Genomic DNA, 13,403 nt, shown 5'->3' with positions numbered 1-13,403 from the left:
TTCGCGACGGGCGGCGCCGTCGGGCGGTCCGGTCAGGCGGCGATCGCCGCCCCGTCCGGCGGCGTCGGGACGCCGTCGGCGCCGGCCGCGTCCGCCGCCTCGGCCTCGCTCTCCGCGGGCTCCGGCGCGTCCGGCAGCGCGGCGGCCCAGGAGAGATAGGCGGGGGCCCAGCCTCGCTCCGCGGCCCGCTCCGCCACCAGGGCGACGAGCTCGTCCTTGCGGCAGCCGCCGGCGCGACTGTCCGACGCGCCCATCTCATCGAGCATGGCCAGCAGCCGGCTCTTGGGGTGCGCCGCGAGGAAGGCCTCGTCCGGCGTCCAGTGCAGGGCGACGTCGGCGCCGCACAGGGCGGCGATCTCCGCCGCCTCCGCCCGCGCGGCGGTCCGGACCTGGCTGGTGCGCGCCTCGCGCAGGTCGAGGCCGAGCGCCGTCAGCTCCGCAAGCATCGCCATCCGCTCGCCGTGCGGCAGGCCCGCCGCCCAGGCGATCGGCGACAGGCCCGAGGCCTCCCAGGCGGCCCGCCGCTCGGCCAGCCGCCGGCGCACCTCGCCGTCCAGAGGGCCGATCGGCGAGGCCCCCGGGCGGCCGTAGGCCTCCGCCTGCAGCGTCAGCGCCCCGCCCCCGCGGCCGAGCCCCTGCCGCAGCACCATCACCGAGAAGAGCCGCGCCGTCAGCGCCACGACCGCGCTCCCCGGATCGTCTGCCAGCGCCCGGATCAGCGCCCGCGTGGCGGTGTCGGTGCGGACCTCGTGCAGGGCGTGGTTGACGCCCTCGAGCTCCGGGGGCGGCGCCGGCGCCACGCACCGGACCGGGGCCGACGAGGCGGGCCGATGGGCCGCCGCGCCCGCGTCCCCCTGTTCGTCGTCCAGCGCCGCGCCGGCCTCGACGGCCGACTCCGGCGCCTCGCCGGGCGGCCCATAGGCGGACAGCTCGAGCCCGGTGCGGCCGCTGGCGAAGACCTGCACGAGGCTGACCGGCCGCGGCGGCTCGCCGGCGACCAGGGCGGTCAGCCGGGCGTCCAGATAGGTCCGGATGAGCGGGTCGCTGGCGCCGTCCGAGAGGTCGAGGTCGGCGAGCGCCGCGCGCGCCTCGTCCGCCGCGGCCTCCGCGGCCCGCCAGACGTCGAGCGCCGCGGCGTCCAGGCCGTCGCCCCAGGCGTGCCCGAACGGCTCCAGGGCGGCGTCCGGGTCCGGGATCGCCGAGGCGATCCGAACCTCCCGACCCGGCGCCGCCAGGACGTCCGCCAGCGCCTCGGCGCGGGCGGTCCAGGCGGCCTCCAGCGCCTCGGGATCGAGCAGCACGTCCGGGCGCTCGCCGAACAGGTCGCTCTCGGTGCGCCCGCCGGCGGCCGCGTACCCGCCGGGCCCCACCAGCCGGAAGCGCCGGTCCGCGGCGGTGAGCCGCTCGCGGTCGAGCCGTTCGGTGATCCGCCATTCCGGGAAGCCGTGGCCGGCGAGGGCCTGGCCGGCGAGCTCGCCCTGCTCGCGCCGGTCGGGCAGCCGCGCCAGCAGCCGCGCCTGGCGCAGGGTGAGGCGGCCGGCCTTCAGCGCCTCGAGCGCCTTGGGATGGAGGTCGGCGAGCGCCGCCAGCCGCCGCACCTCGAGCTCGGCGTAGCCGAGCGCCCCGGCGATCGCCGCCACGGTGAGCCTGGCCTTCAGCATGCGGCCGATGGCGGCGATCACGTCGGCGATGTGGGCCGGCACCCCGGTGTTGGTCAGCACCAGGGCGGCGGCCTGCCGGGCGGGGTCGGTCTCGAGGAAAGCGCTCACCGGATGGTCGGCGGCGATGCGCCCGGCCTCCCGCAGCGAGGTCAGGGCCAGCCAGCGGCGCCGGCCGTCGAGCACCATGGCCGGCTTCTCCCGGCGGCGGCCGGGCCGCACGGTGAGGGGCTGCAGCAGGCCGGCCGCCAGGAGGGCCTCCGCCAGCTGCGGGATCCCCTCGTCCGGCGGCTCGCCGAAGCGCAGGTTCTCGGGCGCGACGGCCAGGTCGCGGAGCGGGAAGGTGACGGGCAGGCGCGCCTCGGGCGCCGCAATCGCAGGATCGGACATGGATGGGCTCTCCGCCCGGCCGTCGGGGACCACCCCCGGGCCGGGCGCCCGACCCCGCCCTGCCTCCCCCTCCGCCCGCCGATCGCCGGGCCGGCGCGGGGCGACGCAACCTCGCGGCGATCCTCGGGTCGTATCGGCGATGTCAACACAATGCGTATATGCATTGTCCACACAGGAGGATCGTCATGGCGACAGGTGCGCTGGACCGTCCGGACGCCACCCGCGGCATGTCCATCAGCATCCCCGCCGCGGCCCGACGTCCCGACCTCATCGACCGGGCCGCCGAGACCGTCGGAAAGACGCGGTCCGAGTTCATGCTGCAGACGGCGTGCAAGGAGGCGGAGGCGGTCCTGCCCGATCGGCGGTGCTTCACCCTCGAAGACGCGCAGTTCCAGGCCTTTCTCGCCCGCCTCGACGAAGCCCGTCCGTCGGACCGCCTCGTCGAGCTTCTGAACACCAAGGCCCCGTGGGAGACCTGACGCCGCCGGCGCGGCTGACTGACGCCCATGAACTCGCGGACTTCACCTCCCGGGAGCCGCAGCTCAACGAGTGGCGGCCGCCGCCGCGCGGTTTGGCGGTCGGCGGCGGTGGCAAGTCCCCCGTCACCGCGGCCACCGGCGATCCCGTGGTCTCCGCCGCCAGAGCCCCCGGTCCCCGTCAGGGCCGGGGGTGCTCATTCGGGCTCAGCCCCGCCCCTCGATCTTCTCCCGGAACGCCTCGACCACGGCCACCAGCTCGGCCTCCGTCACGATCAGCTCCGGCTCCGCCACGGCCTCCGGACCACGGACGCGCCCGTTCGGAGCCGGGGGCGGCGGCGTCTTCAGCCTGGGCGCGGGTTCGATCACGGGACTTCCCTTTCCGCCGCGACTCGGGAGGCGAGTCGCCCGTCGGCGCAAGCGCCGCGTCCGACCGCCTCAGCCCGCCTCGGCCTTGGCGCCGTGAAGATCGTTCCAGTCGCCGAAGGGCGCGGGCGGGGGGCGCACCTGCGCCTGCAGCCCCATCTCCCGGAGCCGGCGCTGCAGGCGGTCGGCCGTCGCCAGGCCGATGCGTCCGTTGTCGGCGGCGATGAGCACCCGCCGGACGCCGTCCGGCGGCGTCCAGCGCGCCAGGTTGTGCGCGCCGAGCAGAGCCCAGCCCGGCAGCCCGAAGACCCGCATCGCCGACAGGGCGGTGAACACCCCCTCGGCGGCGAGCATCTCGGCGCCGGGATCGGCCAGCCGCACGGCGGCGCCCGGCGGCAGGACGCCCGCCACCCGCCGCGCCGCCGTCATCCGCCGCCGGCGGCCGTCGTCGGTCAGGTAGGTGACCTCCACGGCGGTGAGCGGCCCGTCCGGCGCGCGCACCGCGGCGACCAGGGCGGGGGCGCGCCGGAAGCCCGGCCGGTAGAGGGAGGTCGGGGCGGCCGCATGCGCCCGCAGGGCCGGGGACTCCGCGGCCTGGGGCGCCCCGCGCCGCCGGCAGTGCAGGGCGGCCGCCGTCCCGGGCCGCAGCGGCCCCGCCTCGGCCCACAGCCGGGCCGCCGCCGCTGTCCGGGCGGATCGGTCGGGCGCGGCCGGCGCCGGGCCGGGCGCGGGGGCCGCCCCGCCGTCCAGCAGCCGGTGCTCCGCGTCGATCAGGCCGCGGGCGCGCAGGTCGTCCAGCGCCTCGCGCCAGGTGGCGCCGCCGAAGCTGTGGGCCACCAGCCGGTCGCCGTCCAGCAGCAGGGAGACGGAGCGGTCGGCGCGGCTGTGCCCGGGCGCGGGCACATTGGCCCGTCGCCCGCCGGCGTAGAGGTCGCCGCCGAGGGCGGCGACTATGGCGTGCAGCGTGGCGGGACGGCCGCCGGGGGATGCGGACATGGTCGGTCTCCTTCGCCTCCGGTCCTCAAGGGGCCGTCCGCCGCCCTTCCTCGGGCCTTCAGCCGCCCCGTCCGCTGGCCGGCTCGCGCACCAGGCGCAGGGCGAGGCTCCGCGGCCCGCCTGGCTCGGCGAGGATCCGCAGCTCCCGCTGCAGGTGCACCTCCGCCTCCAGCAGGGTGCGCATGGCCGCATAGTCGGCCGCCAGGGTGGCGGCCCACAGCACCTTGCCCGGGTTCTCGTCGAGGGCCCGGCAGATCGCCACGAACAGGTCCAGCCGGCGCGGTCCGCCGTTGCGCGGGTCGGCGGCGGTCGGGGCGAGCGGCTCGAAACTGGCGTAGCGGGCCAGGGTCTTGCGGGTGATCCGCGCCCGGGCCGTGACGCGCTCGACCATGCCCGGCTCAGCGATGCGCTGGCGGATGTGGAAGGCGATCCGCCGCAGCACCTGCTCCACGCTCGGCGGCGCCTCGCCGCCCCAGGTCTCCACCGCCTTCATCGACGCCATCCCGCCACGTCTGCTCCGCAGCGGAGAAACGCCGGACAACCCAGGCGGGTTCAGTATACTGTGAAACCCGCAACAGTATTGCGGGTCGACCGCAACCCTGTTGCGGATTTCCCCAAGAATACGCCAGTGTTCGCCGCCTCGCCTTGCCAATCGCGATCTTTGGACAACCTATGGTCGCCCGATCAGCGGGAGTGCGTCATGGGATCGGAGCGGGAGGAGGCGTTCGAGACCGCCCTGGAGGCCCTGCGGCGGCGCCTGCGCGAGGGCCGCTTCCCGCCCGGCGACCGGATCCCCGCGGTGATCGTCGCCGACGAGCTGAGGCTGAGCGCCACCCCGATCCGCGAAGCCCTCTCCCGCCTCGCCGGGGAGGGGCTCGTCGAGGAGCGCCGCGGCCAGGGCTTCTTCGTCCGTCGTCTGACCGCCGCCGATGTCGCCGACCTCTACCGCCTGGGCCTGTCCCAGCTGCTGATCCTGCTCGCCCAGGAGCGCAGCGTGCAGCAGGCGCCGCCCGCGCCCGGTGATCTGGAGGCGGAGCCGGTGGTCGCGCTGGAGGAGTTCTGGATGGCCTGGATGCGGGCCCGCGCCAGCCCCGCGCTGCTCTCCGCCTACCGCGGCGTCGCCACCCAGCTGGGACCGGTCCGGCGGACCGAGCCGCTGGTCCTGGACGAGCTCGCGCAGGAGGCCCAGGACCTCCTGCGCTCGGCCGCGCAGGACTCCCCGGCGGAGATCGCCCAGGCGCTGCGCCGGTTCCACGGCCGGCGGATCGCCGCGGCCGACCGCCTCGCCCAGACCTGCATCCGACGGGCCGGCCTCCTATAGACGCACAATAGAGCGGATATAGATTGAATAGAGACTCCCGCCGGCGCGGAATTCCCGGGTCGTCATCCGGCGACGAAACTGGGAGAACCGACATGAACACGCGTCTGCACCCGCCCGTGTCGCGGCTCATCTGCCTCGGCGGCGCCAAGGCCTCGACCAACCAGGGCGTCGGCATCCGTCAGGAGCTGAACCCCGACGAGGGCTTCGACGACTGACGAAGGGGTTCCGCCGCCCTCCGGGGCGGCGGGCTTCTCGCATGACCGCGCCGCGCCATCGCCTCCGCCTGCGATCCGATGTGCACGCCGCGCTCGTCGGCGAGGACCTCGTGTTCCTCGACATCGGCGCGGACGCCTACAGCTGCCTGCCGGGCGCCGGCGGCGCCGTGGAACTGCGCGCGAACGGCGCGCTTGTCGTCCGCGACCCCAGTGTGGCCGACCAGATGCGGATGGCCGGCTGGCTCGGCCATCGCGACGCGGCGCCCGCAGCGCGTGCAGCGGCGCCCCGCGTGCGCACGACGCTGCTGCCCCATTCGCCGCCGCCGGCCCGGGCGCGGCATGCGGCCGAGGTGCTCGCGGTCACCGTGGACGTGCTGCGGCGCTACCGCGGCCGGAGCTTCGCCGAGATCCTCGCCGCCGCCGGCCCCGCGCCGCCACCTCCCGATCGCCCGCCGTCGGAGGACCTGACGCGCCTGGTCGCCGACTTCCACGGCTGGATTCCCTATGCCCCCATACCCGGAAAGTGCCTCGTGAGGTCCTTCGTCCTGCGGCGCTGGTTGCGCCGGCACGGCCATGACGCCCAGTGGGTCTTCGGGGTGGCGACCTGGCCCTTCCGCGCGCACTGCTGGCTGCAATGGGGCGACGTCGCGCTCGACGACGTCCCGGAACGCCTCCAGGCGTTCGAGCCGATCCTGGTGACCTGACGTGCGCCGGACCGGCTTCCTCGCCATGTGGCGGCCGCCCGCCGTCCAGGAGCCGTCGACGCAGGTCCTGGCGGCGATCGAGGGCTCGGCCGCCTGGCGGTGCGTGGCGCGCCTGCCAAGGCTCACCGTCTGGACGGACCGGAGCGGCGCGCTGCCGGTGCGTGTGCTCCCCAGGGGCGGGGGTGTCGTCCTCGGCGATCTGCTGTCGTCCACGGGCGGCCCGACCCATCCCTGCGAGGACCCCTCGGTGGCTTGGGAGGACCCGGTGCGGGCGGCGCGCCACCTCTGCGCCGTCGGCTGGGGCGCCTACGCCGTGATCCTGCTCGATCCCCGGGGCGGGGCGGGGCTGTTCCGGGACCCCGGCGGCCAGCTCGGAGCCTACGCCTGGACCCTTCGCACAGGGGAGGTGGTCATCGCCTCGGATCCCGTGCGCACGCCGGCCGCCGTGTCGCCGCCCCGCCTGGCGATCGACTGGGAGCGCGTCCGGCGCTTCACCGCGGCGCCGAGCGCGGCCAGCGACCTGCCGTTGTTGGACGGAATCCAGGGGGCCTGTCCCGGCCAGATCGCCTGGTTGCACGTCCCCGGCGTCTCGCCGACGACGATCTGGACGCCCGCCGACTTCGTCTCCCGGGATAGACGGAATCCGACCCCGGCCGAGGCGCTGGTCCGGCGCGTGGACCGCGCCGTCAGCGGCTTGGTCGGGTCCCACGACCGGGTTGTGGTGGAGGTCTCGGGCGGCCTGGACTCGGCCATCGTCGCGACGGCGATCGCCGCCACGGGGGAGGCCGGGCGGGTGGCGGCTTGGCTCAACTGTGTCGGCGCCGAGCGGGAGGCGGACGAACGCACCTACGCGGCGGCGGTGGCCCGTCGGGCCGGGGGCGAGCTGCAGACGTTCGCGCGTCGGGCGCGGCCGCTCGACCTCGAGGAGATCGAGGAGCTCGCCCTGGACGTCTGGCCGACCATGGCGGCCATCGAACCGGACCGCGACCGGGCGGAGCTGGATGTCGTCCGACGGCTCGGGGCGACGGCGATCGTCTCGGGGGAGGGGGGCGACGCGGCCTTCTACCAGATGCCGAGCGAGGCGATCTTCGCCGACGCCCTGCGCGACCTCGGCCCACGCGCCTTCCGCTCGCCCCTCCTGGCGAATGTCGCCCGCCGCACCCGGCGCTCCGTGTGGGGCGTCCTGGCGAGAGCGAGGCGACGCGACCTCGCGTCGCCCGCTGGACGGGTCTCGCCCTATGTCGTGGACGCGCCGGACGTGGGCGCGCACCCGTGGGTCCGCGCGGCGGAGGCGGCCGACGCGCCTCCCGGCAAGCGCCTCCAGATCCTCGCCCTGTCCACGCTGCATCTGCATCAGGCCGACAGCCGCCGGCGTGCAGCGGCCGACATGCTCTTTCCGCTGTTCTCGCAGCCGGTGATGGAGCTCTGCCTCTCCATCCCGAGCTATGAGCTCGCCGGGGAGGGCTACGACCGTCCGCTGGCGCGCCGGGCCTTCGCCGGCCGCCTGCCGCCGGAGGTGGTCGCCCGCCGTGGCAAGGGCGACCACACCGTGCACTACGCGCACGTCGTCGCGCGCAACCTCGACCTGCTCCGCCCCTACCTGCTGGAGGGGACGCTCTGCGCGGCGGGTGTCCTCGACCGCCCGGCCCTCGAGCATGCGCTCGCCAGCGAGCGCCTCATCTGGGGCGAGCGGCCGGCGTCGATCCTGTGGGCGACGGCGGTGGAGGCGTGGGCCCGGGCGTGGCGGCGGCGGGTTCCCGACGCGTCACCGGCCCCGCGCGGGCGGGCGTCTTCAGGTGCGCATCGAGGAAGGTGAACAGCCTGGCGTAGTAGTCCCGCACGTTGCCCGGGCTGGCGAGCCCGTGGCCCTCGCCCCAGTAGACGACCAGCTGCGCGTCCTTGCCCTGCCTGAAGAGGGCCGAGAAGACAGCGGTCGACTGGGCGAGGGGCAGGGCGTCCTCCGAGCCGTGGAAGAGGAGGACCGGCGTCTCGATGCGACTGGCGGCGTAGAGCGGACTGTTCCGCGTGTAGCGCGCCGGGTCCCGCCAGGGCGGCGCGAACATGCTGTTCTGGGTGCGCTCGATGAGACCGGCGGCCCAGGCGGTCATATAGCCGTCCTCCGGCAGAAGGACCTGACCCTCGGCATAGGTCGACCAGGCGGCGGCCATGTCGCTGGGCCCTGCGAAGGTCGCCGCCGCGTGGAAGCGCGTCGACTGGGTGACCGCGGCGAGCACGCTGTAGCCGCCGTTGCTGAAGCCCACGAGCCCGAGGCGCTCCGGGTCGAACCGCCCCGCGGCGGCTGGCGTGGCCGCCGCGGCCGCGACGATTTCGAGCAGCCGCTCCGCCAAGCCCTGCGCCGGCTCGCCGTCCTCCCGCGCTGGGAGACTGGGGACGAGCACGGCGTAGCCGCGCCCGGTGAGCACGCGCAGGTTCTGCACGAAGCCGCGCTCGAGCGGCGGATCGCGTGGCGGAACCGGGAACGTCTGGCCGAGATAGGGCCGGATCAGCAGGGGCGGGAGAGAGCCGGCGGGCCGTTCGGGAAGCAGCAGCCAGCTGGTCAAGGGCTCGCCCCCAAGGCCCCGATGGCGAACCGCCGTCACCTCCGGCGGGTCGGTGTCCGCCACGGCGCGATTGATCACAGCGAGTTCGCGCCGATCCGCCCCCCGGGCCAGCACCAGGCGCTCCACGCCCGAGACTTCCGCCCGCCGCCGCAGCACCGCCCTTGCCTCGGCGGAGGCGGCCAGGATCTCGCCCTCCACGCCAAGCAGGCTTCCAAGCGGCGCGACCGCGTCGGCTGACACCCGCCACAGGCTCCGGCCCGCCTCGGTGGTCTGGGCGACGATCGCGGCCTCCGGAAGGGCCTGGCCCCTCTCGCGCCGGATCGGCCGCACCGGTCCGGCCGCCGCAAGCGGCGCGACGAGTCGCGCCCGGCCCGCGCCGTCGACCGTCCAGAGGCGGCCGCCGCTCAAGGCGACGACGGCCTTGCGGCCCACCGCCACCACCTCGGCCGCTGGTCCGGGAACCCCGGCCGTGAGGCTGCGGCCGCCCGCGGGCCCGCAGAGACGCCAGTCGGGAAGAATCTCCGCCGCCGATCCCGCGGGCCGGCCGAACACCAGAGGGGCCGTCCCCAGCCACCCGGCCTGCGCTGCGGCGGGGTTCAGCGTGAAGGTGGGGGCGACCCCCGGACATGCGGGCGCGACGGCCCCGGTCCGCGCGTCGATCCGCTGCAGCCGCCCGCTCGTCCAGAGGCCGTCGGCGCCGCGGGCCACCGCCAGCAGGGCGCGGCTGTCCGGGGACCAGGCGAGCAGCTGAGGCAGCAGATCGCAGTCCGGGCACGGCCGCAGGGTCCGCCCCGTGGCGAGATCCAGCAGGGTGAGATGCGTCGCCTCCGTCTCGTTCCCGGCGGGACCTCGCGCCGGACGGTCCGCGCGCAACGCCAGGTCCTCGCCGGAGGCGAGCAGCGCCACCCGCCGGCGGTCCGGCGCGAGCGCCAGGGCGAAGAACTCGCCCTCGGCGAGGCTGCGCGCGGAGCCGGTCCTCGCGTCGATGGCCAGCAATAGGCGCGGGGCGGCGCGCGCCCGGACGCCGAGGTGCCGGCCGCTGCCGAGCACGGTGTGGGCGCCGGCCCCCGAGGCGGTCGCCGCCCAGGCGCTCGGCAGGCGGGCCGCGCGCACGCCGACGGAGCGGATCGGGCGGGGCGGCTCTCCGTCGGAGCGGACGATCACCAGGAACGCCGCGTCGGACAGCCAGGCCAGGACGGGACCCCGCGCGTCGGCTTCCGGCGTCAGGTCCAGCCAGCGGACCTCGCCGGTGGCGAGTGTCAGGATTCCGAGCCGCCACGCACGGCCGTCCAGCCGGTAGACCGCCGCGTGCGCCCCGCCGGGGGCGAAGGCGCCGAGCGCCAGCCCGCGAGGATCGCCGGACGGCGACCGCGGGGGCGCGTCGGCGGCCGCGAGATCGACAATGCGCAGCCGACCGAGGCTCTGGCTCGTCCGCTTGTCGAGGTCGAAGCGGTCCGCGCTGCGGTAGGGGTCCCGCTGCTCGAACACCAGCCAGCGCCCCGTGGGATCGAAGGCGGCGGCGCCGAACGATTCCTGCGCCAGGAGATCCTCGACCGTGAACGGCCGCGCCGCCGCGGCGCCGGCGCAGAGGGCCAGGCCTGCGGCGAGCGCCGCGCGCAGCATGCGTCTCAGCATGGAGGCTACCAGCGGCGGGAGAGCTGCAGCACGACATAGCGGCCGACGGGATCGGCGTTCGCCGGGTCGTAGGCCAGGCCGGAGGGATTGTCGTAGAACGGCGGGTCGGCGTCGAAGAGGTTCCGCACTGTCAGGCTCGCCGCCGTGTCCTTCAGGACGCCGGAGGCGGGCTCCCAGCGCAGCTGCAGGTCGACAGTGGTCTGATCGCCGATCCGCGCGCCGAGGCCGTCGCGGTATCCGGCGACGTGGTTGAGGGCCGCGCCCACGGTGACGTCGCCCCGCGTCCAGTCCGCCGTCGCCCGACCCCGGAAGCGGACGGGGAAGCCGACGACGCCCCGCTGTTCGACGACCGGTGCGGCCGGGGTCACCTGCTGCTCGTGATCGAGCATGTAGGTCCCGCTGGCGGCGAGGCTCAGCGTATCGCGCCCGACGTCGAAGCGGCCGTTCGCCGACAGATCCAGGCCGCGGACATGCAGGCCGCCGGTGTTCACATATCGGTTGTCGACGATGGCCCCGTACTGCTCGCCCGGGAAGACGCCGTTCACGCTCGAATAGAGCGGGCTGTTGATCAGGGCGTTGATGCGGGCGAGGTCGGCCTCATCGAGCCCCGGCGCGATGCGATCCACGAACGGCGCCAGGGTCGGATCGCTCAGCGCCGTCGTGAAGCTCTGCTGCACGGGCCGTTCGATGCGGTCGTCGAACCGCACGTCGAACAGCGTCGCGTGCAGCGACACCGGCCAGCTGGGCGGCGCCAGGTCGAGGGTGGCGGTCCAGGACTCCGCCGTCTCGGGGGCGAGGTCGGGGTTGCCGCCATTGAGGATCAGGCTGAGCACCCGCCCGCCGCCGAACGGCAGCAGGGAGGGGCTGTAGGAGATCGGGTCGCGCACCTCCCGCAGCGCCGGCGCCCGGAAGGAGCGCCCGTAGGTCGCGCGCAGGGCGAGCCCCGGCAGGACCTCCCAGATGAGGCCCAGGCGCGGATTGGTCGTGGTCCCGACGTCGGAGTAGCGCTCCATCCGCACGGAGCCGGAGAGTTCGAGGCTCTCCAGCCCCGGCCGCCGGTTGGCGGGTCCCACGAGCGGGGCGCGGGCCTCGACGAAGCCGGCGAGCACCGTCCGCGCCACGTCCACCGGGGTGGTCGGAGTCGGCGCCACCGAGTTGGCGTAGTTGTGCCCGCTGCGCTCCAGGGTCTCCCGGCGGGCCTGGGCGCCCAGGGCGACCTTGAGCGGACCGCCGGGCAGCGCCCACAGGGGACCGTCCAGCTGCAGTCCGCCGGATGTCACGGCGCTGCGGCTCCGGCTGGTCGTGAAGCCCGAGCCGACGAAGGCGAGCACCGCCGGATTGTTGGCGCCCGCCGTCCCGACGAACGGGTTGAAGAAGCCGTCGCGGGCGGTGCTGAAGGCGGTCTGGGGCCGGTCGGCCGCGGTTCCCAGCGCCTCGCTCAGCAGGGCGCTGTTGACGATCCCGGTGGTGCGCGCCTCGTCGATCTCCTGGGCGTAGGCGGCGTGCAGGTCGGCCCGCCAGCCGGCGGGCAGCCGGACGTCGGCCCCGCCGGTCAGCGCCAGGGTGTCGACGGCGCCGGAGATCACCGGGTTGGGCAGGTCCCCCACGAAGGAATAGCCGATCGCATGGCTCGCCGCGCCGGTTGGGGAGACGAAGTACGGATTGTTGCGATTGACGGTGAAGCTGGCGGTGCCGGGCAGCGCCTGGGTCTTGAAGCGCCGCACGCTGTAGCGGGCGTCGGCGGTGAGCCCGACGCGTTCCCCGAGGTCTTGGTCGAGGGCCAGGTAGACGGCGTTGAGCGTCTGGCGGGGCAGCAGGTCGCTGCCCTGCCGGGGCTCGCCGCGGTTGGCGGTTCCGGCCTGGAAGTCGGCGGCGCTGAGCCCGACGCCGTCCTGGCCGGCGGGGATCGCCCAGCCCGGCCCCGTGATCCCCGTCGCCGGGTCGGTGCGCAGGATGTTGCCCGGGAAGCTGTTCGCCTGCCGCTGGTCGGCGCCGCCGAAGCGGCGCAGGTCCGCCGAGGCGCTGAACGGTCGGTCGGCGGCGGGCAGGTCGTCCCGCCGCTGGAGCTCGTAGGCGAACAGGGCGCCCCCGCCGGCCCAACGGCGCCCGGCGACGATGGAGGCCTGGCCTTCGGCCGGCTCGCCCCGTGTCGCGGCGCCGCCCAGCAGGCGCAGCTCGCCGCCGTCGAAACGTCGGCGCAGGATGATGTTCACCACCCCGCCCACCGCGTCCGAGCCGTAGAGGGCGGAGGCGCCGTCGAGCAGCACCTCGACCCGCTCCACGGCGGCCGTGGGGATGCTGGAGACGTCGGCGAAGTCCCCGAACGCCCCGGAGCCGGCGATGCGGCGGCCGTTCACCAGCACCAGGGTGGCGCCCGAGCCCAGGCCTCGCAGGTTGATGCCGGTGCTGAAGGCGCCGTTCTTGCCGGAGCGGTCCGCACCGGTCAGCGCCGTTCCCTCCGCCGCCCCGCCGCCGAAGTTCTGCGGCAGGCTGCGCAGCGCCTGGGCGATGGTCGTCTGGCCGGTCCGCTCCAGGTCGGCGCGCGTGGCCACGATCAAGGGCGAGGGGCTCCGTCCCCCGCGGATGTGACTGCCGGTGACCTGCAATTCCTCGACGGTGGTGGGAGCCGTCGGCGCGGGCGGCGCGGTAGCCAGCATCCCGGCCGATCTCGAATCCCACCCCAAGGCGTCGGCGTCCCCCTCACCGTGGCCGAAAGGGCGGGACGCCTCCGCGCCGGGCTCCGCCGGCGCCTCGCCGCGCCGCTGCACCACCAGCACGCCGGGGCCGGTTCGCCGGGCCGCCAGCTCGCCGTCGCCCAGCAGCTGCGCCAGCGCCGCCTCCGGGGTGTAGCGGCCGCGCAGCGCCGGCGCCTGCCGCCCGGCGACCACGTCGCGCCGGAAGAACAGCTGCTCGCCGGTCTGCTGGCCGAGCGCCAGCAGGGCGGCGTCCAGCGGCCCCGCCGGAATGTCCACCGCATGCAGCGTCTGCGCCTGGGCGGCGCCCGCCAGCAGCGCCGCCATCGCCGCGCCCAGCAGCGCCCGGCGCCGGCCGCGCCCGGCCATTTTCGCCTGGATCATGTTT

The 13,403-nt window shown here is 75.8% G+C and carries 10 protein-coding genes and 1 pseudogene; 5 read left to right on the top strand and 6 right to left on the bottom strand.

Going from position 1 to position 13,403, the window contains the following annotated elements; all coding sequences use genetic code 11:
• Positions 1–32 precede the first annotated feature (32 nt).
• Positions 33–2,048 (bottom strand): ParB/RepB/Spo0J family partition protein, encoded by a 2,016-nt coding sequence (locus PHZ_RS11970; RefSeq protein WP_049758226.1) that lies wholly within the window; start codon positions 2,046–2,048, stop codon positions 33–35.
• 185 nt (positions 2,049–2,233) lie between these two features.
• Here PHZ_RS11970 and PHZ_RS11965 point away from each other — a divergent pair, with 185 nt between their 5' ends.
• Positions 2,234–2,527 carry a type II toxin-antitoxin system TacA family antitoxin gene (locus tag PHZ_RS11965; RefSeq protein ID WP_049758225.1) on the top strand — a complete coding sequence of 98 codons (294 nt, stop codon included), beginning with the start codon at positions 2,234–2,236 and terminating at the stop codon, positions 2,525–2,527.
• Between the two features lie 204 nt (positions 2,528–2,731).
• On the opposite strand, the gene PHZ_RS23110 is transcribed toward PHZ_RS11965, so the two are convergent.
• The 3 genes from PHZ_RS23110 to PHZ_RS11955 form a co-directional block, all read right to left on the bottom strand.
• Positions 2,732–2,893 carry a hypothetical protein gene (locus tag PHZ_RS23110; protein ID WP_187149071.1) on the bottom strand — a complete coding sequence of 54 codons (162 nt, stop codon included), beginning with the start codon at positions 2,891–2,893 and terminating at the stop codon, positions 2,732–2,734.
• Between the two features lie 69 nt (positions 2,894–2,962).
• The gene (locus PHZ_RS11960) at positions 2,963–3,886 is read right to left on the bottom strand and encodes a toprim domain-containing protein (protein WP_012522730.1); all 924 of its coding nucleotides are present in this window, start codon (positions 3,884–3,886) and stop codon (positions 2,963–2,965) included.
• 58 nt (positions 3,887–3,944) lie between these two features.
• The gene (locus tag PHZ_RS11955) at positions 3,945–4,388 is read right to left on the bottom strand and encodes a hypothetical protein (RefSeq protein WP_041373469.1); all 444 of its coding nucleotides are present in this window, start codon (positions 4,386–4,388) and stop codon (positions 3,945–3,947) included.
• A 198-nt stretch (positions 4,389–4,586) separates the two neighbouring features.
• Here PHZ_RS11955 and PHZ_RS22735 point away from each other — a divergent pair, with 198 nt between their 5' ends.
• The 4 genes and pseudogenes from PHZ_RS22735 to PHZ_RS23610 all read left to right on the top strand — a co-directional run.
• Positions 4,587–5,207, top strand: a complete 621-nt coding sequence (locus PHZ_RS22735) for a GntR family transcriptional regulator (RefSeq protein ID WP_049758224.1) — start codon at positions 4,587–4,589, stop codon at positions 5,205–5,207.
• A 92-nt stretch (positions 5,208–5,299) separates the two neighbouring features.
• The gene (locus PHZ_RS23775; protein ID WP_269079159.1) at positions 5,300–5,422 is read left to right on the top strand and encodes a hypothetical protein; all 123 of its coding nucleotides are present in this window, start codon (positions 5,300–5,302) and stop codon (positions 5,420–5,422) included.
• Positions 5,423–5,502: 80 nt separating this feature from the next.
• The gene (locus PHZ_RS11945) at positions 5,503–6,126 is read left to right on the top strand and encodes a lasso peptide biosynthesis B2 protein (RefSeq protein ID WP_148216850.1); all 624 of its coding nucleotides are present in this window, start codon (positions 5,503–5,505) and stop codon (positions 6,124–6,126) included.
• Between the two features lie 25 nt (positions 6,127–6,151).
• Positions 6,152–7,801, top strand: a pseudogene (locus tag PHZ_RS23610) (asparagine synthase-related protein); the annotation flags it as partial.
• Between the two features lies 1 nt (position 7,802).
• Here PHZ_RS23610 and PHZ_RS11935 read toward each other — a convergent pair.
• Both PHZ_RS11935 and PHZ_RS11930 read right to left on the bottom strand, forming a co-directional pair.
• Positions 7,803–10,322, bottom strand: coding sequence for a prolyl oligopeptidase family serine peptidase (locus tag PHZ_RS11935; RefSeq protein ID WP_012522726.1), 2,520 nt, complete (start codon positions 10,320–10,322; stop codon positions 7,803–7,805).
• A 5-nt stretch (positions 10,323–10,327) separates the two neighbouring features.
• The gene (locus PHZ_RS11930; protein ID WP_012522725.1) at positions 10,328–13,399 is read right to left on the bottom strand and encodes a TonB-dependent receptor; all 3,072 of its coding nucleotides are present in this window, start codon (positions 13,397–13,399) and stop codon (positions 10,328–10,330) included.
• Positions 13,400–13,403: the final 4 nt, after the last annotated feature.

The organism is Phenylobacterium zucineum HLK1 (assembly GCF_000017265.1).
Taxonomy (GTDB): domain Bacteria; phylum Pseudomonadota; class Alphaproteobacteria; order Caulobacterales; family Caulobacteraceae; genus Phenylobacterium; species Phenylobacterium zucineum.
This window is presented reverse-complemented; position numbering and strand designations above follow the sequence as displayed.

Excerpts from the sequence above, each read along its gene's own strand:
- PHZ_RS11970 (WP_049758226.1), bottom strand. The coding sequence starts at position 2,048 with ATGTCCGATCCTGCGATTGCGGCGCCCGAGGCGCGCCTGCCCGTCACC.
- PHZ_RS22735 (WP_049758224.1), top strand. The coding sequence starts at position 4,587 with ATGGGATCGGAGCGGGAGGAGGCGTTCGAGACCGCCCTGGAGGCCCTG.
- PHZ_RS11930 (WP_012522725.1), bottom strand. The coding sequence starts at position 13,399 with ATGATCCAGGCGAAAATGGCCGGGCGCGGCCGGCGCCGGGCGCTGCTG.
- PHZ_RS11960 (WP_012522730.1), bottom strand. The coding sequence starts at position 3,886 with ATGTCCGCATCCCCCGGCGGCCGTCCCGCCACGCTGCACGCCATAGTC.
- PHZ_RS11935 (WP_012522726.1), bottom strand. The coding sequence starts at position 10,322 with ATGCTGAGACGCATGCTGCGCGCGGCGCTCGCCGCAGGCCTGGCCCTC.
- PHZ_RS11965 (WP_049758225.1), top strand. The coding sequence starts at position 2,234 with ATGGCGACAGGTGCGCTGGACCGTCCGGACGCCACCCGCGGCATGTCC.
- PHZ_RS11955 (WP_041373469.1), bottom strand. The coding sequence starts at position 4,388 with ATGGCGTCGATGAAGGCGGTGGAGACCTGGGGCGGCGAGGCGCCGCCG.
- PHZ_RS23775 (WP_269079159.1), top strand. The coding sequence starts at position 5,300 with ATGAACACGCGTCTGCACCCGCCCGTGTCGCGGCTCATCTGCCTCGGC.